The organism is Pseudomonas mandelii, assembly GCF_900106065.1.
In the GTDB taxonomy this organism is placed as follows: domain Bacteria; phylum Pseudomonadota; class Gammaproteobacteria; order Pseudomonadales; family Pseudomonadaceae; genus Aquipseudomonas; species Aquipseudomonas mandelii.
This window is the reverse complement of record NZ_LT629796.1, coordinates 5,528,237-5,552,292: the sequence shown is the minus strand read 5'-3', so window position 1 is coordinate 5,552,292 and position 24,056 is coordinate 5,528,237. Positions and strand designations below refer to the sequence as shown.

At 61.3% G+C, this 24,056-nt stretch carries 22 protein-coding genes, 1 pseudogene and 2 riboswitches; of the genes and pseudogenes, 10 read left to right on the top strand and 13 right to left on the bottom strand.

Going from position 1 to position 24,056, the window contains the following annotated elements; all coding sequences use genetic code 11:
- Positions 1-24 precede the first annotated feature (24 nt).
- Genes BLU63_RS25820 through BLU63_RS25805 form a run of 4 tightly spaced genes read right to left on the bottom strand, consistent with a single transcriptional unit; the run spans position 25 to position 3,048 of the window.
- Positions 25-816, bottom strand: coding sequence for an amino acid ABC transporter ATP-binding protein (locus BLU63_RS25820; RefSeq protein ID WP_077747698.1), 792 nt, complete (start codon positions 814-816; stop codon positions 25-27).
- The gene (locus BLU63_RS25815; protein WP_077747697.1) at positions 813-1,475 is read right to left on the bottom strand and encodes an amino acid ABC transporter permease; all 663 of its coding nucleotides are present in this window, start codon (positions 1,473-1,475) and stop codon (positions 813-815) included. The genes BLU63_RS25820 and BLU63_RS25815 overlap by 4 nt, the downstream gene beginning before the upstream one ends.
- A 9-nt stretch (positions 1,476-1,484) precedes the next feature.
- Positions 1,485-2,147 carry an amino acid ABC transporter permease gene (locus BLU63_RS25810; protein ID WP_010460889.1) on the bottom strand — a complete coding sequence of 221 codons (663 nt, stop codon included), beginning with the start codon at positions 2,145-2,147 and terminating at the stop codon, positions 1,485-1,487.
- Positions 2,148-2,199: 52 nt separating this feature from the next.
- Entirely contained in the window at positions 2,200-3,048 is an 849-nt protein-coding gene (locus tag BLU63_RS25805) for a transporter substrate-binding domain-containing protein (RefSeq protein WP_010460890.1), read from the bottom strand.
- 344 nt (positions 3,049-3,392) lie between these two features.
- On the opposite strand from BLU63_RS25805, the gene BLU63_RS25800 reads away from it, so the two are divergent.
- Complete coding sequence (locus tag BLU63_RS25800; RefSeq protein ID WP_083376585.1) at positions 3,393-3,833, top strand: thioredoxin family protein; 441 nt, start codon at positions 3,393-3,395, stop codon at positions 3,831-3,833.
- On the opposite strand, the gene BLU63_RS25795 is transcribed toward BLU63_RS25800, so the two are convergent.
- Entirely contained in the window at positions 3,830-4,696 is an 867-nt protein-coding gene (locus BLU63_RS25795; protein WP_010460894.1) for a LysR family transcriptional regulator, read from the bottom strand. The genes BLU63_RS25800 and BLU63_RS25795 overlap by 4 nt on opposite strands.
- 164 nt (positions 4,697-4,860) lie before the next feature.
- Here BLU63_RS25795 and BLU63_RS25790 point away from each other — a divergent pair, with 164 nt between their 5' ends.
- Positions 4,861-6,399, top strand: a complete 1,539-nt coding sequence (locus tag BLU63_RS25790) for an MFS transporter (protein ID WP_083376584.1) — start codon at positions 4,861-4,863, stop codon at positions 6,397-6,399.
- A gap of 63 nt (positions 6,400-6,462) precedes the next feature.
- Entirely contained in the window at positions 6,463-6,720 is a 258-nt protein-coding gene (locus tag BLU63_RS25785; protein ID WP_077747692.1) for a DUF2790 domain-containing protein, read from the top strand.
- On the opposite strand, the gene BLU63_RS25780 is transcribed toward BLU63_RS25785, so the two are convergent.
- A complete protein-coding gene (locus BLU63_RS25780; RefSeq protein WP_010460898.1) occupies positions 6,717-7,121 on the bottom strand; it encodes a MerR family transcriptional regulator in 405 nt (134 codons plus the stop codon). The two genes, BLU63_RS25785 and BLU63_RS25780, sit on opposite strands and share 4 nt — an antisense overlap.
- Before the next feature lie 77 nt (positions 7,122-7,198).
- Between BLU63_RS25780 and BLU63_RS25775 the strand changes: the two genes are divergently transcribed.
- The 3 genes and pseudogenes from BLU63_RS25775 to poxB form a co-directional block, all read left to right on the top strand.
- Positions 7,199-8,422, top strand: a complete 1,224-nt coding sequence (locus BLU63_RS25775; RefSeq protein ID WP_083376583.1) for an NADH:flavin oxidoreductase/NADH oxidase family protein — start codon at positions 7,199-7,201, stop codon at positions 8,420-8,422.
- Positions 8,423-8,505: 83 nt separating this feature from the next.
- Positions 8,506-8,634 carry a hypothetical protein gene (locus tag BLU63_RS33570; protein ID WP_255311953.1) on the top strand — a complete coding sequence of 43 codons (129 nt, stop codon included), beginning with the start codon at positions 8,506-8,508 and terminating at the stop codon, positions 8,632-8,634.
- Positions 8,635-8,705: 71 nt separating this feature from the next.
- Positions 8,706-10,349 (top strand): annotated as a pseudogene (gene poxB, locus BLU63_RS25770) (ubiquinone-dependent pyruvate dehydrogenase); the annotation flags it as partial.
- Between the two features lie 118 nt (positions 10,350-10,467).
- Here poxB and BLU63_RS25765 read toward each other — a convergent pair.
- From BLU63_RS25765 to cobW, 5 genes are all read right to left on the bottom strand, one after another.
- Positions 10,468-12,114 carry a phospholipase D-like domain-containing protein gene (locus BLU63_RS25765; protein ID WP_077747688.1) on the bottom strand — a complete coding sequence of 549 codons (1,647 nt, stop codon included), beginning with the start codon at positions 12,112-12,114 and terminating at the stop codon, positions 10,468-10,470.
- A 167-nt stretch (positions 12,115-12,281) separates the two neighbouring features.
- Positions 12,282-12,893, bottom strand: coding sequence for a vWA domain-containing protein (locus tag BLU63_RS25760; protein WP_083376582.1), 612 nt, complete (start codon positions 12,891-12,893; stop codon positions 12,282-12,284).
- Positions 12,894-12,946: 53 nt separating this feature from the next.
- Entirely contained in the window at positions 12,947-13,945 is a 999-nt protein-coding gene (locus tag BLU63_RS25755; RefSeq protein WP_083376581.1) for an ATP-binding protein, read from the bottom strand.
- A 149-nt stretch (positions 13,946-14,094) separates the two neighbouring features.
- The gene (cobN, locus tag BLU63_RS25750; protein WP_083376580.1) at positions 14,095-18,003 is read right to left on the bottom strand and encodes a cobaltochelatase subunit CobN; all 3,909 of its coding nucleotides are present in this window, start codon (positions 18,001-18,003) and stop codon (positions 14,095-14,097) included.
- 3 nt (positions 18,004-18,006) lie between these two features.
- The gene (cobW, locus tag BLU63_RS25745) at positions 18,007-19,068 is read right to left on the bottom strand and encodes a cobalamin biosynthesis protein CobW (protein WP_083376579.1); all 1,062 of its coding nucleotides are present in this window, start codon (positions 19,066-19,068) and stop codon (positions 18,007-18,009) included.
- Between the two features lie 100 nt (positions 19,069-19,168).
- Positions 19,169-19,382: riboswitch (cobalamin riboswitch) on the bottom strand.
- Positions 19,383-19,558: 176 nt separating this feature from the next.
- Positions 19,559-19,786, top strand: a riboswitch (cobalamin riboswitch).
- A 119-nt stretch (positions 19,787-19,905) separates the two neighbouring features.
- On the opposite strand from cobW, the gene BLU63_RS25740 reads away from it, so the two are divergent.
- From BLU63_RS25740 to cobM, 4 genes are all read left to right on the top strand, one after another.
- Complete coding sequence (locus BLU63_RS25740; RefSeq protein WP_083376578.1) at positions 19,906-20,097, top strand: CbtB domain-containing protein; 192 nt, start codon at positions 19,906-19,908, stop codon at positions 20,095-20,097.
- A gap of 11 nt (positions 20,098-20,108) precedes the next feature.
- On the top strand, positions 20,109-20,813 hold the full coding sequence (locus BLU63_RS25735; protein WP_083376577.1) for a CbtA family protein: 705 nt from the start codon (positions 20,109-20,111) through the stop codon (positions 20,811-20,813).
- Positions 20,810-21,223, top strand: a complete 414-nt coding sequence (locus tag BLU63_RS25730) for a cobalamin biosynthesis protein (protein ID WP_010460913.1) — start codon at positions 20,810-20,812, stop codon at positions 21,221-21,223. Before BLU63_RS25735 ends, BLU63_RS25730 begins: the two co-directional genes overlap by 4 nt.
- 98 nt (positions 21,224-21,321) lie before the next feature.
- Entirely contained in the window at positions 21,322-22,068 is a 747-nt protein-coding gene (cobM, locus tag BLU63_RS25725; protein ID WP_077747683.1) for a precorrin-4 C(11)-methyltransferase, read from the top strand.
- 156 nt (positions 22,069-22,224) lie between these two features.
- Here cobM and nfuA read toward each other — a convergent pair whose 3' ends face one another.
- Both nfuA and BLU63_RS25715 read right to left on the bottom strand, forming a co-directional pair.
- Positions 22,225-22,809: a Fe-S biogenesis protein NfuA gene (gene nfuA / locus BLU63_RS25720; RefSeq protein WP_007898222.1), complete on the bottom strand. Its 585-nt coding sequence runs from the start codon at positions 22,807-22,809 to the stop codon at positions 22,225-22,227.
- A 57-nt stretch (positions 22,810-22,866) separates the two neighbouring features.
- Positions 22,867-23,901, bottom strand: coding sequence for an acyltransferase family protein (locus BLU63_RS25715; protein ID WP_083376576.1), 1,035 nt, complete (start codon positions 23,899-23,901; stop codon positions 22,867-22,869).
- Between the last annotated feature and the right edge of the window lie 155 nt (positions 23,902-24,056).

Here is a 24,056-nt window from a genome sequence, read left to right as displayed (position 1 = left end):
CTCCTGATCGAAAAAATATAAAAGTTAAAACCGCGTGTTCTTGAGAAATTCGGCAAGACGCGGCGATTGCGGGCGTTCGAACAGCTCCTTGGGAGGCCCCTGCTCCTCGATCCGCCCCTGGTTCATGAAGACGATCTTGTCCGAGACCTCGAAGGCAAAACGCATCTCGTGGGTAACCAGCAACATGGTCATGCCTTCGTCGGCCAGGCCCTTGATCACGTTCAGCACTTCGCCGACCAGTTCCGGGTCCAGGGCCGAGGTCACTTCGTCGAACAGCATCAGGCTCGGGTTCATGGCAATCGCCCGGGCAATCGCCACGCGCTGTTGCTGACCGCCGGACAACTGGCCGGGATAGTGGTCACGACGCTCCAGCAGGCCAACCCGCTCCAGCCATTTCTCCGCCAGCGCCACCGCTTCGTCCTTGTGCAGTTTCTTGACCTTGAGCAATCCAAGGGTGACGTTCTGCAGCGCGGTCAGGTGCGGGAACAGGTTGAACTGCTGGAACGCCATGCCGGTCATTGCCCGGTGCCGGGCGATGACTTTTTCCGGGTGACGCACGCGCTTGCCGTTGACCTCGTCATAGCCGATGGACTCGCCATCGAGCACGATCTGCCCGCCCTGGAATTCTTCGAGCATGTTCACGCAACGCAGCAGCGTGGTCTTGCCCGAGCCGCTGGAGCCGATCAGCGTGACCACGTTGCCGCGCTGCATGGTCAGGTCGACGCCCTTGAGCACTTCAAGCTTGCCGTACTGTTTGTGCAGGCCGCGAATGTCCAGCAGGGCCTGGTTCTGTGTCGAAACTTGAGGTTGAGTCATGGCAAGGCCACCCGCTTTTCAATGTGCCGGCCGAGTAATTCGATGGCGTAGTTGATGACGAAAAACAGAAATCCGGCGAACAGGTAAAACTCCAGCGTCATGAAGGTGCGCGCGATGATCTGCTGCGTGCTGAGCAACAATTCCGCCACACCGATGACCGACAGCAAGGTCGACGCCTTGACGATTTCGGTCGACGAGTTGACCCAGGTCGGCAGGATCTGCCGCAACGCCTGGGGCAACAACACGTAGCCGAGCGCCTGATAAAACGTCAGGCCGATGGCCTTGCTTGCCTCCATCTGGCCACTGGGCAACGCTTGCAACGCGCCGCGCACAATCTCCGCGACGTGGGAGCCGCAGAACAGCGTCAGCCCCAAGGCACCGGCCTGAAACGCGCTGATTTGCCAGCCCAATGCGGGCGCCATGTAGAAGCAGGCCAGCACCAGTACAAACACTGGCGTGCCGCGAATAATGTCCACGTAAAACCGGAACGGTGCGCGCATCCAGAACTTGCCGTAGGTCAGCACCAGACCGGTAACAATACCGACCATCGTACCCAGCAAAATCGCCAGGGCCGAGACCTGCACACTGGTCAAAAAGCCCTGCCACAGAACTTCCCGCGCCACCCATAACTCATGCAACCAACTGGGGGATTCGTACATGGTGGCCTCCTATCGGCGGATCGCCAGACGCTGCTCGAGGTAACGCAGCATCATGGCAATGAGGTAACAGGCCGCAACATAGAGCGCTGTGGTCACCAGCCAGGTTTCGATCACCCGGTAGCTCTCGACATTGATCTTGCGCGCGTAGTAAGTCAGCTCCGGCACCGCAATCGCGGCGGCCAGCGAGGTGTCCTTGAACAGCGAAATGAAGTTGTTCGACAAGGCCGGCAACACATTGCGCAGCATCACCGGCACGGTGACGTAGGCCTTGACCTGCCACTCGCCCAACCCGATCGCCAGGCCCGCTTCACGCTGCCCCTTGGGAATGCTCAACAAGCCACCACGGAACACTTCAGTCAGGTACGCCCCGGCGTACAGCGACAAGGTGATGATGAACGACGGGATCTTGTCCAGCCGGATCCCCAGGCTCGGCAAAGCGAAGTAGATCAACAGAATCAACACCAGAATCGGCGTATTACGGACCACCGTCACATACACCGACGCCAGCACCCGCAATGCACGGTGCTTTGACAGCAAAGCAAACGCCATCATCAGGCCGATCACGCAACCGATGGCGATCGACACCAGCGCCAGCTCAAGGCCCAGACCGAGCCCCGCCAGCAAGGTGTCGAAATCGCGCCACACGGCGGCAAAGTTCAACTGATAGTTCATGGTCAGCAGTACCTTGAACGGGGCGCGTCATCGGCGCCCCGCTCTCACGGGATCATTTGAATTCGACAGGGAAACCGATGGCCGGGGTTGGCAGATCTACACCGAACCACTGTTTGAAGGACGCCGCGTAAGTCGGGAACTCAACGCCGGTCATGGCTTCATGCAAGGTGGTGTTGACGAAGTTCAGCCAGTCCTGATCGCCGCGCTTGACCGCGCAGGCGTAGGTCTGCGGGCTCCAGGCGTAGGCCGGGCTGCGATAGCGGCCAGGGTTCTGCACCATCAGGTATTTCACCGACGATTGATCGGTGGCGGCGGCGTCGGCACGGCCGGAGTTCACGGCCTGATACATCAGATCAACACTGTCGTACTGATCGACCTTGGCCTTGGGCAAGGCTTGATGCACCAGCTCTTCGGCGTACACGTTCTGCAGCACCGCCACGGTCACGCTGTCGTTGGCGGCCTTGAGGTCTTCGATTTCCTTGTACTTGCTGTTGGCCGGCAGCAGCAGTCCGACACCTTCGCGGTAGTACGGCAGGGTGAACGCCACTTGCTGGGCACGGCTGGCGGTCACGGTGATGAACTGGCAACTGATGTCGACCTTGTCCGTCAGCAGGTTGGGAATCCGCGCATCGGACGACTGCACCACGAATTCAACCTTGGTCGGGTCATTGAACAAACCCTTGGCAATCATTTTCCCGATATCAATATCAAACCCCTGCAACTTGCCATCCGCTCCCTGGAAGTGCCACGGCGCATTGGTACTGCCCGTGCCCACGATCAGTTTCCCGCGGGCCAGCACGCTATCGAGCTTGCTGTCCGCCGCCTGGGCCACGCCCATGGCAGCAGCCGAAGCAGCGACAAGAAAAATACACGCTTTAAACAAGGAAGGTCGGCGTTGCATGGCAAGCACTCCAGGGTGATGTTTATTCCGCTATACCGGACATTGGTGTGTAACAGCGGAATAGACAGCAGAAAGTGTGCCACAGGTTGCGAGGGGAATGTCGGGTAGATTGGAAAGTGTTGTGAATCAAATGGATGGGTGAACGTTAAAAATGCACGTTACGAAACGCACAGGGGAATGAGCGCTACCGTTGGCTACACGGTTCGGGTACTCGCACCACATTCGTCTTGAGGCGGTTCAAATTGGGGCAGCGTGTTACCTGTAATTTCTGACAGTAGACCCACCCGTCTCCGCTCCTTTACCGTCGACAGACACTCAATGCACAGTGAAAAAAGGAGTTCACCATGCGCTCGGCTGCCCACAACACGCTGGCCCCGACTTACCGCAAAGCCCTGAAAACCTGGCGTCCGGTGATCTTGTACTTCGGCAGCCAGCACTGTCCGGCTTGCGAAATGGCCGGGCCGGTCTTCCGTCAGGTTGCCGAGGCCTATCGGCATCACGCGCACGTCTACATGCTGAACACCATTGAGTCGCCTCGGCATCCGCACGTCACCGGAACTCCAACCGTGTTGTTTTATCAGAACGGTAAACTGCTGAAGAAGCTCAAAGGGATTGGAACCGAACAAACGTTGAAAGAGGATTTCGCCAGGCACATTGGCAGGGTGAAACCGGCGAGGGTGAAGCGTAAACCGACGCACGATCTTGCCTGGTTGCAACAGACCTTCCGCAGGCTTTGCACTGTGCCTCGTGCCACTGAGCGTTTGAATCGAATGGTTTGGCCTTAGCGATTTTTGACCTGCTCGATGTACCTGGACACCGCCGCCGATTTCTCGAACCGTCGATGAATCAACGACAACCACGACGTCGCCTCGCAGCCCTTGATCGTGCGGTACAACACACCGGGCAACCCGACATGCCCGACCACCGACGCCGGCACGACCGCCACGCCCTGCCCCAACGATACCAGCGCAATGACCGCCACCAGACCGCCCGGCTGCGCGCCCAGTTTCGGTGCAAACCCGCCCTCGGCGGCGACTTGCAAAGTGCCGCTGATTTGTTCCGGCAGGATGAACGTCTCGTTTTGCAGATGCTCCGGAGCAATCTCTGGCAGTCGGCACAACCAGGACTCGGAGGACAGCGCCAGCACAAAGCCTTCTGCATCCAGGCGAACGGCTTCCAACCCCTCGGGCAGGGTCATCGGCGAGCGGACATAGCCCACATCAAATCGCCCCTCGACCACCATGGCTGGCAATGACGCCATAGGGCTTTCCCGAACATTCAAGCTGACGTCCGGGCACTCACGACCAAAAGCCTGCACCTGTTTTTGCAGCACCCCCGAGTACACCGCCGACGCCACGTAACCGAGTTCGATATGGCCAATATCCCCGCGCCCGGCCCGCTGGGCATTGTGCTGGGCGTACTCGAATTGCCGCACCGTCGCCTCGGCTTCGATCATTAACGCCGCGCCGGCCTCGGTCAGGCTGACTTCACGTGTCTGGCGCACGAACAGTCGCGTGCCGAGTTCGTTCTCCATGTCCTGGATCTGCCGGGTCAAGGTCGGCGGCGCGATACCGAGTTGTTCGGCGGCGCGGGTAAAGTTGCCTTGCCGGGCAACGGCCAGAAAGTAGCGGAAATGCCGTATGTCCATGGGTGCATTAGCTCAAAGGTAATGAAGTCCCGGTGCCGGGCTAACAGAGCCGACAATCGACCGCGATAAGCTCAATGGCAATCACAGTAGAGAGCCAACGCCATGTACGTCAAACACCTTTGCGCCGCCACGATCAACGACCTTGCCCAAAAGGCAATCAGGCCATGAGCCGGGTCAGTCCGCGCCTGACGCTGCTGACGGCCTCCGGCGTCTGCTCGCTGATCGTGCTCGACACCAACATCGTCGCCGTCACTCTGCCGACCATCGCACGGGACCTGGGCGCGAACTTTGCCGACATTGAATGGGTGGTCAGCGCCTACATGCTGGCGTTCGCAGCGTTGTTGCTGCCCGCCGGGAGCATCGCCGACCGCTTTGGCCGGCAGAAAACCCTGCTCTGGGGGCTGGGGATTTTCATCCTTGCCTCCATCGGTTGCGGCGCGGCGCCCACAGCGTTGTTCCTTGACATTGCGCGGGCGGTCAAGGGTGTCGGCGCGGCACTGTTGCTGACCTCGGCCCTGGCCTCCATCGGCCACACCTTTCACGATGAAGTCGAACGGGCCAAGGCCTGGGCGTTCTGGGGTGCGTGCATGGGCGTGGCGATGACCGCTGCGCCGACGGTCGGCGGGCTGATCACCGAATATGTGGGCTGGCGCTGGATCTTCTACCTCAACCTGCCGGTGGGCGCGTTCTTGATGTTCATGGTCTGGCGCGCCGTGCCGGAATCCAGGGACCCCCAATCGGCGCGACTCGATCCCTGGGGCAGCCTGGCGTTCAGTGCGAGTTTGCTGTGCCTGATCTGGGGCTTGATCGAAGCCAATCGAATCGGTTGGAGCAACCCGCTCACCTACGCCCGGATCATCGGGGGCGCGCTGCTATTGGGGCTGTTTGTACTGATTGAGCGGATGCAACAGCGGCCGATGGTCGACCTGAAATTGTTCAGGCATCCGCGTTTCATCGGCGCCCTCCTTGGCATGTTTGCCTACGCCGGTTGCGCTCAGGTGATGATGACGTTGCTGCCGTTCTACCTGCAAAACGGCCTGGGCTTCTCGGCCATCGCGTCGGGGCTGGGGATGTTGCCGTTTGCCGTGACCATGTTGATTTGCCCGCGCATCGGCGCTCGGCTGGCCAATCGACTTGCCCCAGCCACGCTGATGGCGGCGGGTTTGACCCTGGTCGGCAGCGGCAACCTGCTCAGCGCCTGGGCCGTCAGCAGCGGCGGCTACCTGCCCTTCGCACTGGCCATTGCCGTGACGGGCGCCGGTGCCGGCCTGCTCAATGGCGACACGCAAAAGAACATCATGGCCTGCGTCCCTCGCGAGCGCACCGGCATGGCCTCAGGCATGAGCACTACCATGCGTTTCAGCGCGATCGTGCTGGCCATCGGTGTCTTTGGCGCGCTGCTGTCCAGCCACACCGAATTGCTGTTGCGCACCAGCCTGTCGACGCAGGGTCCGCAATGGCTCGGCCAGACCCAGGGCATTGCCTCACGGGTGGTCGCCGGAGACATGACGGCGGCGATGAACCTGCTGCCGGAAACCGCGCGTGCGTTGGTCGAGCCACTGGCGCGTCAGGCCTTCGTCGGCGGCTTCAGCCTGCTGCTTCTGGTCGCGGGTTCGCTGGCCCTGCTGGGGGCACTGGTGGTCGGCACGCTGATGCGCAATCCGCTCCCTGCGCCGAAAAGTTTTTCCCTGAGCCTGGAATAAACCCCAACGGGGCTCGTCGTACTGCCACTGAAATCGTTCAGTAGTCACTACGAGAGCCCCATCATGAAACGCATTCTGTCCGCCCTGTTTCTCATCAGCCTGAGCGGTGTTGCAGCGGCCGCCGCCGTCGACAACTCCAGCACGCCGAAAGTCGAGGACTACAAGTACTCGACGCCGCTCCATATCGCCAAAGTGCTTAACATGACCCGCGACGATGGTTGCGGCCCCCTGCCGCGGGAGATGACTTACATTGATACCGCGGGCACCACCCATGTCCTGCGCTACCAGGCCTTTGGCGATAACTGCCTCGGTCAAAATTAATGCTGGATCAACGCCAGCACTCGCTCGGCATTCTCACCGCACGCCATTCCTTCGGGCCGCGTCTGGATGTTCTCGATCAACCCCAGCAACTGCGCCTTGTTTTGCGCCAGGTGCAGTTGCATCGCTTCGATCTGTTCGACTTTGCGCCCCAGGCTCGCCACCAGTGCATCGTCGTCGAACTCGCCTGTTACGGTGTCTGGCAACAATAACTTGAGCTCGTCGAGGCTGAACCCGGCCTGCTGTGCGCACTGAATAATCTTCAGGGTTTGCAGAACTTGCGGCGGGTAACGCCGATAGCCGTTGGCCATGCGCTCCACTTGCCGGATCAGGCCTTGAGCCTCGTAGAACCGAATGCGCGACGCGTTCAACCCGCTCAATTGCGCCAATTCACCAATCTTCATCTCGGCCTCATTTGCCTGCTTGACATTAAAGTTAACTTTAAGCTTAGCCTCTTCGCATTACTGATGAGGAGTCAAGCATGTCACCCTTTCAAACGCTGAAGTTACCCAACGGCCAGACCCTCGACAATCGCATCGCCAAAGCTGCGATGGATGAGAACCTTGCCGATACCGGACAAGCGCCGTCGACTGCGCTGCTCAAGTTGTATCAGGCTTGGGCCGAAGGTGAAACGGGCCTGTTGCTGACCGGCAACGTGATGATCGATCGCCGCGCCATGACCAGCCCTGCAGGTGTCGTGCTGGAAGACGAGCGCCATCTTGAGCTGTTCCGTCAGTGGGCCACCATTGGCCGCTCCGGTGGCGCGCATGTGTGGATGCAGCTCAACCATCCCGGGCGCCAGATCATGGCCAACCTCGGTCAGCAAGCCTGGGCACCCTCCGCCGTGGCGCTGGACCTGGGTTCTTTTTCCAAGATGTTTGCCGAACCCAAACCGATGTCGGAAAGCGATATCGCCGAGGTTATCCAACGCTTCGCCACCAGTGCCGCCCTTGCAGAGAAAGCCGGTTTCACCGGCGTGCAGATTCACGCGGCACACGGCTACCTGATCAGCCAGTTTCTGTCGCCCTTGACCAACCGTCGGACTGACCAGTGGGGTGGCTCGCTGGAGAATCGCGCCCGGCTGTTGCTGGCCGTGGTCAGCGCCGTTCGCCAAGCGGTGTCGCCTCAGTTTTGCGTCTCGGTAAAGCTCAACTCGGCAGACTTCCAGCGCGGCGGTTTCGACGCTGACGACGCCCGCCAAGTGATCCAGTGGCTCAACGACCAACCACTGGATTTGCTCGAACTCTCCGGGGGCAGCTACGAAGCACCAGCCATGCAAGGCGACGCCCGCGACGGCAGGACCCTGGCCCGGGAGGCGTACTTTCTGGAAATGGCCGGCGAACTGGCCAGCGTTGCGAGCATGCCGGTGATGGTAACGGGTGGGATTCGACGTCTGGCCATCGTCGAACAGGTGCTCGACAGCGGCATCGCCATGGCCGGTATCGGCACGGCGCTCGCCATTGAACCGCAGCTGGTCAAACGCTGGCGCGAAGGCCAGGACAGCCACCCGCAATTGCCGCCGATCCTCTGGAAACGTAAACCGCTGGCCGCCCTGGCGAACATGGCCGTAGTGAAGTTCCAGCTCAATCGCCTGAGCCGCGGACGCAAGACCCGGCCACAGGTTTCAGCACTATGGGCGTTGATCGTTGATCAGCTGTATCTCGCCCGGCGCACGCGTCAGTACCGGCAGGCGATGGGCAAGTAATCTCAAATCGGGGTGAGTCATGGTTGCCGCAGCGTTGTCCTCTTTTAACCCTGAGGACCATTCATTAACCACTGGAGCACCCCATGGCGAAAATCACCCTTGCCCAGCAACTGGCGACCACCCTTGAACAAGCAGGTGTGAAACGCATCTGGGGCCTGACGGGTATGGAGCAACCCACTGTAGGAGCGAGGCTTGCCCGCGAAGAACGATGACGCGGTGTGTCAGGTCTGACGCCTTCGCGAGCAAGCTTCGCTCCTACAAAGATCGACGTACACCCCGATTCGACAGCCTCAATGGCCTGACCGAAGCCCTGCGCACCATGGACAGCATCGAGTGGATGCACGTGCGTCACGAGGAAGTTGCAGCGTTCGCCGCCGGCGCCGATGCGGCGGTTACCGGGGAACTGGCGGTCTGCGCCGGGAGTTGTGGGCCGGGCAATCTGCACTTGATCAACGGGCTGTTCGATTGCCATAAAAACCATGTGCCGGTGTTGGCCATCGCGGCGCAGATTCCCTCTTCGGAAGTAGGCCTGAATTACTTTCAGGAAACCCACCCGCAGGAACTGTTCAAGGAATGCAGCCACTTCGTCGAGCTGGTGAGCAGCCCGGCGCAGATGCCCCAGGTGCTGCATCGGGCGATGCGCAGTGCCATCCTCAATCGCGGTGTCGCGGTGGTGGTGATTCCCGGCGACGTCGCGCTGCAGGAGGTCGAAGACAACCTCAAACCCTGGCCGGCGCTGTCCAAACCTCGCACCCTGCCCGCGTCTCACGACCTGGATCGGCTGGTCGAATTGCTGAGTCAAAGCAACGCCGTGACGCTGATGTGCGGCGCCGGGTGCGCGGGTGCCCACGATCAGGTGGTGGCATTAGCCGACGCCCTCGGCGCGCCAGTGGTGCATGCGTTGCGCGGCAAGGAGCATGTGGAGTGGGACAATCCGTTCGACGTCGGCATGACCGGGCTGATCGGCTTCAGCTCCGGTTATCACGCGATGCTCAACTGCGACACGCTGGTGATGCTCGGGACTGACTTTCCCTATCGCCAGTTCTACCCCTCCGACGCCACCATCATTCAGATCGACCACGACCCGCAAGCCCTCGGACGGCGGACCACGCTGGATCTGGGCATCGCCGCCGATGTTGGTGAAACCCTCGCCGCGTTTCTGCCGCGCCTGCCTTATCGTGGCGACCGGAGCTTTCTCGAGTCATCCCTCAAGCACTACCAGAAGGCCCGTCAGGGGCTGGATGACCTGGCTCAACCGTCGGCGCCGGGTCGGCCGATTCATCCGCAGTACCTCACTCGCCTGCTCAGTGAGCTGGCCGATGACGATGCGATCTTCACCGCCGACGTGGGTACGCCGACCGTCTGGGCCGCGCGTTATCTGAAAATGAACGGCAAGCGCCGATTGCTCGGCTCGTTCAATCACGGTTCCATGGCGAACGCGATGCCCCAGGCCATTGGCGCGCAAGCGTCATTTCCCGGGCGGCAGGTAATTTCGCTGTCTGGCGATGGCGGCTTCAGCATGTTGATGGGGGACTTCATTTCGCTGGCGCAACTCAAGCTGCCGGTGAAAATCATCGTCTACGACAATGCCTCGCTCGGGTTCGTGGCCATGGAAATGAAATCCAGCGGGCTGCTGGACACCGGTACGGACCTGCACAATCCAGACTTCGCGGCGATGGCCAATGCCATGGGGATCCTGGGGGTTCGTGTCGAGGAATCCGAAGCGCTGGAACCGGCCTTGCGCCGCGCGCTGGCGCATGACGGGCCCGTGCTGGTGGACGTGGTGACGGCGACCCAGGAACTGGCGATGCCCCCGACGATCAAGCTGGAACAGGCCAAAGGGTTCAGTTTGTACATGCTCAAAGCGGTGATGAGCGGGCGTGGGGATGAGGTGATTGAGTTGGCGCGTACTAATCTGTTCCGCTGACGCGACTGGACCGCATCGCCCCCTTCGCGAGCAGGCTCGCTCCCACAGGATTTTGTGAACGCCCGAGATCCAGTGTGGGAGCGAGCCTGCTCGCGATGGGGCCCCGTTAGGCCAACGATTACTGCCCGGAAAAACGCAGTCGCGACAACTGTCGCAAATTCCCCTCGACATAATAATCATCCGTCCAACTGTCATCCGCCGCCAACGGCTGGACCTGCTTTAGCGCCAGTTTTTTCGCGTAATAGCGAAACCGGTAATGCTCATAAAACCGCAGCAACTCCAGACCATAACGGTCCGCCAGGTCGGTATCGCCGCGGATGATCAGGTAGTTCTCGTCATTGCTGTTGCTGGCCGCCGCACTGAGGTTATGACTGCCGCTGATGATCGTTGGCGTATCGCTGGTGAAATCCGTGACGATCGCTTTGGTGTGCACCAGCAGGTTGCCCTTCTGTCCTTCCTTGCTTTCCAGGAGCCAGCCTTCAATGCCGGTATTGAGCAACGCAACCGTGGTGAATTCGGCGCTACGGTCGGCATGAAACCCGGTGATCTTGCTCACGGAGTTCTGCAGGCCGTAGCGCAGAATGTCGTCGTGGGGCTTACCGAGCAATGCGTTGAGGATGGCATCGGGCAAGGTAAAGGCAGTGACGAACAGCAGGTCTTTCTTCGCCGCATTGATGATGTCGACGAACTCATGCAAGTCGCCCTGACCCGAGCGCGGGGAGAATCCGGCGAACAACGGTTGGCTCGGGTCCATCGGGTTGTGTTCGGTAATCCACTGCCGCGCGGCACCGACATCCGCCGGTGTGCCCCAGACCTGCTCGAACGTTTGCAGATAACGGGCGCCGACCCGAGCATCGTCCAGCACATGCACCACGTTGGCCTGACGGTAAATGCCGTTGGGCGTGAAGTTGGTACTGCCGCAGAGCACGGCTTCAGGCTGACGCAGCCCCGCGGCATCGAACCGGCTCAGGACGATGAACTTGTTATGGAAAATACTGTGGGTGACGCGCCCGCGCTTGTTTGCCGCCGGGATCTTTTCCAGGCTGGCCTCGTTAAAGGCGGTGGTGTCTTCGCCCGGTTGCGCGTGATACAGAACGCGAACGTGCACCCCGCGCTCCCGCGCCGCGTTCACCGCCTCGACAATCACCGGTAACTGGTATTCGTAGATGGCGACATCCAGTGCCCACTCGCTGCCGACGGCACGCTCGATAAACCCCAGCAAACGCCCGAGCAGACCGTTTTCCAGCCATCGGCGCGGGGCATCGGGCCAGGATTCCAGGGGCAATCTTTCCTTGCCGCCAAGGAGCGCGTCGAGCTCTGGAAACTTGCGCTGGAACGCCTGGCTGGCGGCCACGGCGCGGTTGAAATTGACACTCTGGTTGCCGGGATGGCCGTCATCGGAAGTGACCGTCACCTCCAGGGATTCGCCCAGTTGCGGCGCATCGGCGCTGCCGTAGGCCAGATAGACACGGTATTGGATCGTCAGCCCCGGATTGACCGCGTAATCGGCCCAGCGAAATTTCTGCAAAGGCGCGATATTGCTGGGGGTGGCGTGGTATTGAGGGAAGGTATGGGTCTTGCCCGGGAACGTCAGGCTGTTGAAGAGAAATTGCCAGGGTTTGCTGCCCTGCTGCTTTTCGATGGCGAAACCCAGAAGACCTTTGCGGCGGGGTTCGGCCACATCCATGGCCAACAGCACGCCATTGGTGCCGGCATAGGCTTTGACGCGGAAATCGTTCTGATGGTTAACGGCAAGTGCGCGCATGATTCACTCCTTTGATCGAATGCACTCAGAGCATAGGGGAGCGATGCGGATTCACCATGATTCTCCGGGACCCGGGTGATGCCATCGGGTACAGGCTCGCTCGCACAAGGGATCTGCGGCGTAAACAAATCCTGCTCGCGATGGGGCCTTTGCAGACAACACAGTCCTCAGCCTGAAACCAGCTCATCAATGTGGCGATAATCCGCTTGCAACTCTGCTGCCATCTGTCTGGCCCGACCTAACCGAATCGGCCCGCGCTCGATATCAATCAATAACCCCGGGCAGTCCAGCACCGGCAACCCCGGCCAGTCCTTCAATCGCCCATCGGTCACCAGCAGCAGCCTTTGCTGTTCCGCCGGAAAGCGTTTTTTCCGTGCCGCCAGCCAACGCCCCGCTTCACCCAGCGCCGCCAACAACGGCGTGCCGCCGCCCGCACCCAGGCCATCGAGCCAGGCACGCAACCCCGCCGACGCTTTCAAGCCTTGCACCTGCCACTTCGGCGCCTGACCGCTGGCGGTCAACAAGGCCAGGCGCGCGCGTTGGCGGTACGCATCGTCGAACACTTGCGCAAGTAAACCCTTGGCATCGCTCAACGCCTGATGACGGCGTGTCGAGGCCGATGCGTCGACGATCACCAGCCACAGTTCATGGGAGGAACGTGTGCGCAGGTGGAACAGCACATCTTTGCGTTGACGCGGCCGACCATTGAGCAAAGTGCCGGGCCAGTTGATCGAGCCACTGCGCGCAGCGTGACGCTTGCCCTGTTTACCGTTATCCAGTCGGCCTGCGCGGGGTCTGGCATTCGCCCCCGCGTCAGATCGAGGGCGAATGCCTAGGGCTTTTTTGGCCAGCTCGGCACTTCACGTCGGGCGCCGACCGGCAGGGCCTGAGCGGGCATTTCGCCCCATTGGCCCTGGCCTTCGCTCGGGCTGGAAGATTGCGCCGAGGGCGACTGATTGTGGTGCGGCGCTGGTGGCGATTGCTCGCGACGACGATGACGCAGGGCAAACTCGGCGACGGCGTCGATGTCTTCCTCGGCGATGGCGCCCGCCCCTCGCCATGCGGCGTGGGCACGGGCCGCGCGCAACCAGACCAGATCGGCGCGCAGGCCATCGACACCGGCGGCAAAACAGCGCTCGGTAATCTGCGCCAGTGCGGCATCATCCAGGGGGATGCTCGCCAATGCGCCGCGCGCCTTCTGGCAACGTTCACGCAGGGACTGCTGCTGGCTTTCCCACTCGACGCAGAAACCCTGGGGATCGGTGTCGAAATCCAGACGCCGGCGAATAATCTGGCCACGCTCGATCGGTGCGGTGTGACCACTGAGGGCGACGTTCAGGCCAAAACGGTCGAGCAGTTGCGGACGCAGCTCGCCCTCTTCCGGGTTCATGGTGCCGATCAGGACGAACTTCGCCGAATGCCGATGGGATATACCGTCGCGCTCGATCAAGTTGGTGCCGCTGGCGGCCACGTCGAGCAACAGGTCAACGAGGTGATCGGGCAGCAGATTGACTTCATCGACGTACAGCACACCGCCGTCGGCCTTGGCCAGTACGCCGGGGGAAAATTGCGCGCGGCCTTCGCTCAGGGCGGCGTCGAGATCGAGGGTGCCGACCAGCCGTTCTTCGGTGGCACCGAGGGGCAAAGTGACGAATTGACCGCTGGCCAGCAAGTCCGCCAGGCCTCGGGCGAGGGTCGACTTGGCCATGCCGCGCGGGCCTTCGATCAGCACGCCGCCGATTTTCGGGTCGATGGCGGTCAGGTAGAGGGCGAGCTTCAGATCGTCGGCGCCGACCACGGCGGAGAGCGGGAAATGCGGGGTGTCGGTCATCTTCAATACTCGGTCATGGTCTGTAGCAGGCACACTTTGTACCTGTAGGAGCGAGGCTTGCCCGCGAAGGCGTCTATTCAGTCGATATCACTATTGAATGTGAAGGCCTCATCGCGGGCAAGCCTCGCTCCTACGGGGTTTGCGGTGTATCAGCCGTCTTCTTCTATGTCCAGCAACAGGTTTTCCAGCGCCTCGCGATACGCGCCCGGTTCCTGCCACATTCCCCGCTGCTGCGCTTCGAGCATGCGCTCGGTCATGTCGCGCAGCGCATGCGGATTATGCTCACGCACAAAATCCCGGGTTGCCGGATCGAGCAAATACGCATCCGCCAGCAACGCATATTGATGATCGTCGATCAACCGGGTCGTGGCGTCGAACGCGAACAGGTTATCGACCGTCGCGGCCAATTCGAATGCGCCTTTATAGCCGTGACGCTTCACGCCGTCGATCCACTTCGGATTCGCCGCCCGGGAGCGGATCACCCGGTTCAACTCTTCCTTCAAGGTGCGGATCTTCGGCAAGTCAGGCTGACTGTGATCGCCGTGGTAACTGGCCGCCGCTTCGCCGCTGAGGCTTTCCACGGCAGCGAGCATGCCGCCCTGGAATTGGTAATAGTCGTTGGAATCAAGCAGGTCATGCTCGCGATTGTCCTGGTTTTGCAGCACCGCCTGCACCTGGCTCAGACGCTGGGCGAATTGTTCGCGGGCGGCGGTGCCTTCATCGGACCCGCCGTAAGCGTAGCCGCCCCAGTTCAGGTAAACCTCGGCCAGATCTTCGCGGCTTTGCCACAGACGACCGTCGATGGCGCCCTGCACGCCTGCGCCATAAGCACCGGGCTTGGCCCCGAAGATGCGCCAACCGGCCTGACGCTTGGCCGCGTCTTCATCAAGGCCCGATTGCATCAGTGCTTCCCGTTCGGCGCGCACTTTGGCGGCCAACGGGTTGAGATCGTCCGGCTCGTCCAGCGCGGCGACCGCTTGCACGGCAGCGTCGAACAGGCGGATCAGATTGGCGAAGGCATCACGAAAGAATCCGGACACGCGCAAGGTCACGTCCACCCGCGGACGGTCGAGCAAGCTCAGTGGCAGGATTTCAAAGTCGTCGACCCGCTGACTGCCGGTGGCCCAGACCGGGCGCACACCCATCAGCGCCATGGCCTGGGCGATGTCATCGCCGCCGGTGCGCATGGTCGCGGTGCCCCAGACGGACAGGCCAAGCTGACGCAGGTGATCGCCGTGGTCTTGCAGATGCCGTTCGAGAATCAGGTTGGCCGACTGGAAACCGATGCGCCACGCCGTGGTGGTTGGCAGGTTGCGCACGTCCACCGAGTAGAAATTGCGCCCGGTCGGCAGCACGTCCAGACGACCGCGACTCGGCGCGCCACTGGGGCCGGCCGGGACGAAACGACCGCTCAGGGCATCGAGCAGGCCGTGCATTTCTGCCGGCCCGCAGGCGTCCAGGCGCGGGGCGACGACTTCGCGCAGGCTGTCGAGGATGGCGTCTACTTCAGACCAGCGTGCCTCCTGTGGGAACAGACATTTGTGGCGAGGTAGCTGGTCGGAATGCCGCATCATCGCGCTGGATTGCGCAGCAGTCCCACTTTCTGGGTCCGCTTCGCGAACCAACGGGAGCAAGCTCCCTCGCCACAGAGGCTCGTTCCCATGAGGTTCGGCGTTGGTATTCAGAGTTTGCGCAATGAGTTGAGCTGCGAACAGTTCGAGGCGTTCGCGGGTATCCCCGGCGGTGCGCCAGGCCTCCTCGTTAAGCGATTGCAGTTCCACAGGACACGGCCCCGCCCATGGCTCGGCCAACGCACAATCCAGCGGATCAAACCCCAGTTCAAACGCCTTGGCCAACGCCCGCAGCAGGCTTGATTGCGCGCCACGACCGTCGCCACGGGGGATGCGCAACAGCGCCAATAACGTATCGATGCGCAAGCGCCCGGTCGGCGACTCGCCAAAGATGTGCAGGCCATCGCGGATCTGCGACTCTTTCAAGTCGCACAAGTACGTGTCCAGCCGTGGCAACCAGATCGCCGCATCGGCGTCGCTGTTGAGCTTTTCGTCCAGTTGCAGTTCACGGTCGATGTGCGTGTCGCGCACCAGTTGCAGGATGTCGCGCTGCAACTCTCGGGCGCGGCGCGGATCGAGCAATTGCGCTTCGTAATACTCGTCGGCCAGCAGTTCGAGGTTGCGCAGCGGGCCGTAGGTTTCGGCGCGGGTCAGCGGCGGCATCAGGTGGTCGATGATCACCGCTTGGGTGCGACGCTTGGCCTGGGCGCCCTCGCCCGGGTCGTTGACGATGAATGGATAAATGTTCGGCAGTGGCCCGAGCAGCGCATCCGGCCAGCAGTTTTCCGACAGTCCGACGCCTTTGCCCGGCAGCCATTCGAGGTTGCCGTGCTTGCCGACGTGGATCACGCCGTGGGCGCCATAGGTATGGCGCAGCCAGAAGTAGAACGCCAGGTAGCCGTGGGGCGGTACCAGGTCCGGATCGTGATACACCGCACTCGGATCAACCTGATAACCCCGCGCCGGTTGAATGCCGACGAAGGTCAGGCCAAAGCGCAGCCCGGCGACCATCATGCGGCCGTCACGGCACATCGGATCGCTTTCGGGCGTGCCCCAGCGCTCCAGCACCGCTTGCTGATTGGCTTTGGGCAATTGGTTGAACATCAGCCGATAGTCGTCCATCGCCAAACTTTGCGCGCAGGGACGCTGATCAAGGGTGTCGAGGTCGTTGCTGACGCCGCCAAGCAACTGTTGAATCAACGCAGTGCCGCTGTCCGGCAACCCGGCAGGCAGCGGATAGCCTTCGGTGTGCAGCGCCCGCAGGATGTTGAGCGCGGCGGCCGGGGTGTCGAGGCCGACACCGTTGCCGATGCGCCCGTCACGGGTCGGGTAGTTGGCGAGGATCAGCGCGATGCGTTTTTCGCTGTTCGGTACCCGGGCCAGATCGATCCAGCGCCGCGCCAGTTCGGCGACGAAATCCATGCGCTCCGGTTGCGCCCGATAGCACACCACGTCCGACTGACTGCGCTCGCTGCGCCACGCCAGGTCCTTGAAGCTGATCGGCCGGCTGATGATCCGTCCGTCCAGTTCCGGCAACGCGATGTGCATCGCCAGATCACGGGGGCCGAGGCCCTGTTCACTGGCGAGCCAACCCGGCTCGTTGTCCTGGGCGCAGATCGCCTGGATCACCGGAATATTGCGTCGAAACGGCCGCAGATGCGGCGCTTCGGGGCTGGATTGAGCGAAACCGGTGGTGTTCAAGATCACCCCCGCCTCGACGTCGTCCAGCAGGTCCTCGACCACCGTCAGGCAGCCGGGTTCTTTCAGGCTGGCCACAGCAATCGGCAACGGATTCAAACCCGTCGCCTGCAAACGCTGGCAGAAAACATCGATGAACGCGGTGTTCGCCGCCTGTAAATGCGAGCGATAGAACAGCACCGCCGCCACCGGTTGACCGGCCTGCCAATCGGCTTGCCAATCGTGAAGGTCAGCGGGGCTCTTTTGCGGGTGGTATATCGCCGTGCGCGGCAGGGTTTGCGGCTCGGCCCAGGCGTAATCGCGATCCAGCCAGCGATTGGCCAGGCAGCGGAAAAAATCCAGGGCATTGGCCATGCCGCCCTGACGCAAAAACTGCCAGAGCCGGTCGCGGTCGGCGGCGGTTACGGTGCTCAGGTCGCTGAGTTCCGGGTCCGGGCGGTCATCGCCAGGCACCAGAATCAGCTGAACACCGCGCTGGGACAGCTCCACCAGACGCTCGACCCCGTAACGCCAATAGGCGATGCCGCCGTGCAACGAAATCAGAATGACCTTGGCGTGGCGCAACACTTCGTCGACATACAAGTCGACCGACGCGTGATTCTGCACCTGCATCGGGTTGGCCAGGCGCACGCTCGGGTAATCGTCAGGCAGTTGCTGCGCCGCTTCGGCGAGCAGCGCCAGGCTGGAATCGCCGCTGCACAGGATCACCAGCTCGGCGGGGGTTTGTCCAAGGTCGGCAATGTTGTCATCCGACACGAAACCGCCGGGCTGGGTCCTAAGCAGGTGCATGGCTTAAACGCTGAGCGCGGCGCGCAATTGCGCTTCAAGCAGCGTGGCGTCCAGCTCCTGACCGATCAACACCAGACGCGTGTTGCGCGCTTCATCGATGCCCCACTGACGGTCGAAGTGCTTGTCGAAACGTGTGCCCACGCCCTGAATCAGCAAGCGCATCGGTTTGTTCGGAATCGCCGCGAAACCTTTGACCCGCAGAATGCCGTGCTGGACCACCAGTTGGGTCAGCGCGTCCAGCAGCAGGCTTTCGTCGGCTTGGGGCAACTCGATGGAAATGGAGTCGAAGGCGTCGTGGTCGTGATCGTCTTCACCTTCGTGGTGGTGATCGTGATGGCTGTGACGGCTGTCGATGTGTTCTTCGGAACCGGCACCGAGACCGATCAGCACGTCCAGTGGCACACGGCCGCTGCTGGCTTCGATGACTTTGACGGCTGGTGGCAGTTCTTCGGCGACTTCCAGGCGCACCCGGGCCAGATCTTCAGGGCTGATCAGGTCGGCCTTGTTGAGGATCACCAGGTCGGCGCTGGTCAGTTGGTCGGCGAACAGCTCGTGCAGCGGCGATTCGTGGTCCAGGTTCGGGTCGAGTTTGCGCTGGGCATCGACCCGATCCGGGAACGCGGCGAACGTGCCAGCGGCGACGGCCGGGCTGTCGACCACGGTGATGACCGCGTCAACGGTGCAAGCGCTGCGAATTTCCGGCCACTGGAAGGCTTGCACCAGCGGTTTTGGCAGGGCCAGGCCCGAGGTTTCGATGAGGATGTGGTCGAGATCGCCGCGACGGGCGACCAATTCGCGCATCACCGGGAAGAATTCTTCTTGAACGGTGCAGCACAGGCAGCCGTTGGCCAATTCGTAGACGCGGCCGTTGGCCTCTTCTTCGGTACAGCCGATGGAGCACTGCTTGAGGATTTCGCCATCGATGCCCAGCTCGCCGAACTCGTTGACGATCACCGCAATGCGGCGGCCCTGAGCGTTGTCGAGCATGTGCCGCAGCAAGGTGGTTTTGCCCGAGCCGAGGAAGCCGGTAACGATGGTGACGGGGAGTTTGGCCAGTGTTTTCATCGGATGCCCTTTGGCAAGGTGGCGGGCATACGGGACGACAATCGCTGCGACGGATGCGCGCGCGGAAGAGTTCGCCACCGGATCACCCCGCCCGGTTGTAGTGAGAATCTGTGTCGAGGCAGGTCTCCTGGCTGACGGTGTGCCGGTCGATGGACCTGGCATTCGCTGCGCCTTCCCGCGAACCCGTTGCACAGGGTTTGCAGTGGCGTGGCAGCGAACATCACCGTTCACAGTTGCGGGGGCAGCCGCGGCATCGACCGCGTTCCCTTCTTAGCTTCGGCAAATGCCGAAGAACCTCGAAAGCGCAAGGCTACGCATGGTGTGGGGGCGGGTCAATGTCTTGTGGCGCTCTCACCGGCGCCTTCGCGGGCACGCCTCGCTCCTGCGGGACAGCGGTGCGTTTACAGGAGCGAGGCGTGCCCGCGAAGAATTCACCTGGCTATCGAATGAGAACCCATGCCAATTGACGTCAAACCCCCGCCCATGCTCTCCTACACGCCTTGTTACGGGTGCCCTTCACAGGGTGAAACGGGAAACCGGTGAATCATGTGCTTTACTCCAAGCCATGTCAGTCCGGTGCTGCCCCCGCAACGGTAAGCGAGCGAAGCGTCAGATCCACTGTGCCAGCAGTTCGGCATGGGAAGGTGATGCTTGCAGGTTCAGGCGCAAGCCTTGACCCCTCGTGAGCCCGGAGACCGGCCCGCAACACAAAGTGACCTTTACGTCACTGAATAACAAACCCGCGGTGGGCGGGCGCTGTTTGAACCTCTGCGCGCCCGACTCGCAGGGGTCTTCCATGCGCTCTATTCACCCGCTGACAGACCAGAGGGATGCGCCATGTCGATCATCAGCAGCACCTACCACAGCACCGCCAGTACCACCACAACCCTGAGCCAACGCCTGACCGCCGCCGTGTGTGCGTCGATCCTTGGCGCATGCCTTGTGTATTTCGCTGGGTTCTCGCACATCGAAGCGGTGCACAATGCCGCGCACGACACCCGTCACAGCTCTGCCTTCCCGTGCCATTGAGACCTGCTGACATGATCAAGCGTATTGCGCAAACCGCAGGTTTCACAGGGCTGCTGGCCGCCCTGCTGCTGACCCTGCTGCAAAGTTTCTGGGTCTCGCCGCTGATTCTGCAGGCCGAAACCTACGAAAAATCCGAGCCGGCCGCTGTTGAAGTTCACGAACACGCCGCCGGTGCCGCCGCTCACACTCACGACGCCGAAGCCTGGGAGCCGGAAGACGGCTGGCAGCGCCTGCTGTCGACCACGGGCGGTAACCTGGTGGTCGCCGTCGGTTTCGCCCTGATGCTCGCTGGCCTCTACACCTTGCGTGCACCGACCAAAACCTCCCAGGGCTTGCTATGGGGCCTGGCCGGTTACGCGACCTTCGTGCTGGCCCCGACCCTCGGCCTGCCGCCTGAACTGCCGGGCACTGCCGCGGCTGATCTGGCGCAACGGCAACTCTGGTGGATCAGTACAGCCGCCTCCACGGCGGTCGGCATCGCCTTGATCGTGTTCAGCCGTCACTGGCTGATGAAGATCCTTGGCGTGGCGATTCTCGCCGTTCCGCACGTGATCGGCGCGCCGCAACCGGAAGTGCACTCGATGCTCGCTCCGCAAGCGCTGGAAGCGCAGTTCAAAATCGCGTCGCAGCTGACCAACGTCGCGTTCTGGCTGGCCCTGGGCCTGATCAGCGCCTGGTTGTTCCGCCGCAAAAGCGATGGCCAATACCACGCATGATTGATCCCCGCACAGCGCCGACTTTAGTCGTCGGCCTGGGCTGCCAGCGCGGCTGCCCCGCCAGCACGCTGCGGGCGTTGATCGATCAGGCATTGCAGGCTCATCAAATCGGACTTCACCAGATCAAGGCCCTGGCCAGTATCGACCTGAAGCGTGATGAGCCTGGCCTGGTCGAACTCGCCGAACAACTGGCGTTACCGCTGATGTATTTCAGCAGTGAGCAACTGGAAGGTTACAAACCGCAACTCAGCCATCATTCGGACATCGCGTTCGAACGCACCGGCTGCTACGGCGTGGCGGAAAGTGCCGCCCTGGCCCTCGCCGAACACTTGGCCCAGGCCCCGGCAAAACTGCTGATTTCGCGACAAAAATATGCCCAGGCCACCCTGGCATTGGCCTGCGTTGCGTAAGATCCCCGATAATCCCCGCCTTCGATCATGAGTAATCTTCATCTGAAGCCTAGCCCAAGCCCCTTTTCTGACAGACTCTTTATTCAAAGGAACGGACGATGACCGTCTACTTCATTGGCGCAGGTCCCGGCGACCCGGAACTGATCACCGTCAAAGGCCAACGGCTGATTCGCAGTTGCCCGGTGATCATCTATGCAGGCTCTTTGGTGCCCGCCGCCGTGCTCGAAGGCCATGGTGCCGAACAGGTGGTCAACAGCGCCGAATTGCACCTGGAGCAAATCATCGAACTGATCAAGACCGCCCATGCCAACGGCCAGGACGTGGCGCGGGTGCATTCCGGTGATCCGAGTCTTTACGGCGCGATTGGCGAGCAGATTCGCTGTCTGCGCGAACTCGGGATTGCGTTTGAAATCATCCCGGGGGTCACGGCGACTGCCGCGTGTGCGGCGCTTTTGGGGGCTGAACTGACCCTGCCCGACATTTCACAGAGTGTGATTCTGACCCGCTACGCCGACAAAACCGTGATGCCGGCCGGCGAAGAACTGGGGAGCCTGGCCCAGCACGGGGCGACCATGGCGATTCATTTGGGGGTCAATCATCTGGAGAAGATCCTGGCGGAGTTGCTACCACATTACGGCGCCGACTGCCCGATTGCGGTGATTCACCGGGCGACCTGGCCGGATCAGGATTGGGTGGTGGGGACGATTGCGGACATTGCCGCGAAGGTTGAAGCCAAGGGATTTCGCCGCACGGCGTTGATTCTGGTGGGTCGGGTGTTGGGCAGTGATCAGTTCAGTGAGTCATCGCTGTATCGCGCCGGACATGCACATCTCTACAGGCCATAGGGCCCTCCCACATTGGATCTGCGGCGGAAACAGATTGGGTATCCAATGATAGCCCCCTGTGGGAGCGAGCCTGCTCGCGATAGGGCCAGTGAATTTCACCCATAAAAAAACGGCACTCACGGGTGCCGTTTTTTCATTTCGCAGCGAACACCTTACTTAGTAGTAGGCGTTTTCTTTCTGCGTGTGGTCAGTTACATCGCGTACACCCTTGAGCTCGGGAATGCGCTCGAGCAAGGTGCGCTCGATGCCTTCGCGAAGGGTGACGTCTGCCTGGCCGCAGCCCTGGCAACCGCCGCCGAATTTCAATACGGCGATGCCGTCTTCGACCACATCAATCAAGCTGACCTGACCGCCGTGGCTGGCCAGCCCCGGATTGATCTCGGTTTGCAGGTAGTAGTTGATGCGCTCGTTGACTGGGCTGTCAGCGTTGACCATCGGCACTTTGGCGTTGGGCGCCTTGATCGTCAGTTGGCCGCCCATGCGGTCGGTAGCGTAGTCGACGACCGCGTCGTCCAGGAAAGCTTCGCTGAACGAATCGATGTAAGCGGTGAAGCTTTTGAGCCCCAGCGCGGTGTCTTCAGGTTTCTCTTCGCCCGGCTTGCAGTACGCAATGCAGGTCTCGGCGTACTGGGTGCCAGGCTGGGTGATAAAGACGCGGATGCCGATACCCGGGGTGTTCTGCTTGGAGAGCAGATCAGCCAGATAATCGTGTGCGGCGTCGGTGATGGTAATAGCGGTCATGGAAACTCCTCGCAGGCTTGGGCGCAGTTTACGCCAATCATCGCGCCGTACAAAGTCCTAGTATTTTTGTCGGGAAAGAGCCGGAACAGCGTTGCTTGCCGGTTCGCCGTCGTTCCACTCTTTAAGCCACCGATAGCTGCATTTTTCTACATATTCGTAACTTGCCCAGGAAGCCACGCCGATGGTCACCACACAAACGGCGAACATCACGTAGGGATTTACCCCATAACGCTGGGCGACAAATCCGCCGACAGACAGCACCAGCACATGCATCAGGTAAACCGAATAGGAACAATCGCCAAGCACCTTGAACAGACGGGTGTTCTCGAAAAAGCGTTCCAGCGCCATGCACGCCATCACCAACACCGCACCGGGCACGCCCCAGGCCAGGAAGCGTGGCTGCGGTGCCAGGTTATAAATCGCCAGCAACGCGCCGCCAATCCCCAGCAAGGGCAGCCAGACACCGGGCTTGATCCAGCCGCGCCGGTAGATCATGCCGATGGCGATCCCCAGCAGAAACTCATAAACAATGTCCGAGCGGTAGAACTCGCTGATCCAGCCATAACCGGTCCACGCCTGGCACACCGCAAACAGCAACGCCGCGACGATCAGCAGCCGAACCTGCAAACGGAACAGCAATGCCCAGGCAAACAGCACGTAGAACAGCATTTCATAATTCAGCGTCCAGCCGACATTGAGGGTCGGATAGATGCCGTAGCCACCGGGGTTTTGCGTGGGAATGAATAACAGCGACAGCAGGACATGTGACCAGTCGACCGTCTGATCCGGCAACACAGGCTGTGCGAACACGACCACCAGCGCCATCAGCACCGTGTACAGCCAGTACGCCGGAACGATGCGAAACAGTCGATACAGGAGAAACCGTGCAGGTGGCAGCGACTTCCCTTCGGTGGACAGGAAGATCACCAGGCCACTGATGACGAAAAAGATATCAACGCCCACCGCGCCCTTGTCGATGAACATCTGACCCACGGGACCACGGGCCTTGAAGTCGAAGAATATCTGCATGAAGTGGTGGCAGACCACCGTCCATGCCGCGACGGCGCGCAGTGCCTGTACTGAAATCAACATCGGCGCCCCTCCGATCGCACTCCACAAATCACCGCAGATCCCCGTAGGAGCGAAGCTTGCTCGCGAAGGCGATCGACCGGCCAACAATGATGTTGAATGTACCGGCCTCTTCGCGAGCAAGCTTCGCTCCTACAGGGGAATGGCGGTGCCTATTG

Excerpts from the sequence above, each read along its gene's own strand:
- BLU63_RS33570 (WP_255311953.1), top strand. The coding sequence starts at position 8,506 with ATGGCGAAAATCACCCTTGCCCAGCAACTGGCGACCACCCTTGAACAA.
- BLU63_RS25715 (WP_083376576.1), bottom strand. The coding sequence starts at position 23,901 with ATGTTGATTTCAGTACAGGCACTGCGCGCCGTCGCGGCATGGACGGTG.
- BLU63_RS25815 (WP_077747697.1), bottom strand. The coding sequence starts at position 1,475 with ATGTACGAATCCCCCAGTTGGTTGCATGAGTTATGGGTGGCGCGGGAA.
- BLU63_RS25800 (WP_083376585.1), top strand. The coding sequence starts at position 3,393 with ATGCGCTCGGCTGCCCACAACACGCTGGCCCCGACTTACCGCAAAGCC.
- BLU63_RS25785 (WP_077747692.1), top strand. The coding sequence starts at position 6,463 with ATGAAACGCATTCTGTCCGCCCTGTTTCTCATCAGCCTGAGCGGTGTT.
- cobN (WP_083376580.1), bottom strand. The coding sequence starts at position 18,003 with ATGCACCTGCTTAGGACCCAGCCCGGCGGTTTCGTGTCGGATGACAAC.
- BLU63_RS25755 (WP_083376581.1), bottom strand. The coding sequence starts at position 13,945 with ATGACCGACACCCCGCATTTCCCGCTCTCCGCCGTGGTCGGCGCCGAC.
- BLU63_RS25735 (WP_083376577.1), top strand. The coding sequence starts at position 20,109 with ATGATCAAGCGTATTGCGCAAACCGCAGGTTTCACAGGGCTGCTGGCC.
- BLU63_RS25820 (WP_077747698.1), bottom strand. The coding sequence starts at position 816 with ATGACTCAACCTCAAGTTTCGACACAGAACCAGGCCCTGCTGGACATT.
- nfuA (WP_007898222.1), bottom strand. The coding sequence starts at position 22,809 with ATGACCGCTATTACCATCACCGACGCCGCACACGATTATCTGGCTGAT.
- BLU63_RS25795 (WP_010460894.1), bottom strand. The coding sequence starts at position 4,696 with ATGGACATACGGCATTTCCGCTACTTTCTGGCCGTTGCCCGGCAAGGC.
- BLU63_RS25740 (WP_083376578.1), top strand. The coding sequence starts at position 19,906 with ATGTCGATCATCAGCAGCACCTACCACAGCACCGCCAGTACCACCACA.
- BLU63_RS25790 (WP_083376584.1), top strand. The coding sequence starts at position 4,861 with ATGAGCCGGGTCAGTCCGCGCCTGACGCTGCTGACGGCCTCCGGCGTC.
- BLU63_RS25730 (WP_010460913.1), top strand. The coding sequence starts at position 20,810 with ATGATTGATCCCCGCACAGCGCCGACTTTAGTCGTCGGCCTGGGCTGC.
- BLU63_RS25810 (WP_010460889.1), bottom strand. The coding sequence starts at position 2,147 with ATGAACTATCAGTTGAACTTTGCCGCCGTGTGGCGCGATTTCGACACC.
- BLU63_RS25765 (WP_077747688.1), bottom strand. The coding sequence starts at position 12,114 with ATGCGCGCACTTGCCGTTAACCATCAGAACGATTTCCGCGTCAAAGCC.
- BLU63_RS25775 (WP_083376583.1), top strand. The coding sequence starts at position 7,199 with ATGTCACCCTTTCAAACGCTGAAGTTACCCAACGGCCAGACCCTCGAC.
- cobW (WP_083376579.1), bottom strand. The coding sequence starts at position 19,068 with ATGAAAACACTGGCCAAACTCCCCGTCACCATCGTTACCGGCTTCCTC.
- BLU63_RS25805 (WP_010460890.1), bottom strand. The coding sequence starts at position 3,048 with ATGCAACGCCGACCTTCCTTGTTTAAAGCGTGTATTTTTCTTGTCGCT.
- cobM (WP_077747683.1), top strand. The coding sequence starts at position 21,322 with ATGACCGTCTACTTCATTGGCGCAGGTCCCGGCGACCCGGAACTGATC.
- BLU63_RS25780 (WP_010460898.1), bottom strand. The coding sequence starts at position 7,121 with ATGAAGATTGGTGAATTGGCGCAATTGAGCGGGTTGAACGCGTCGCGC.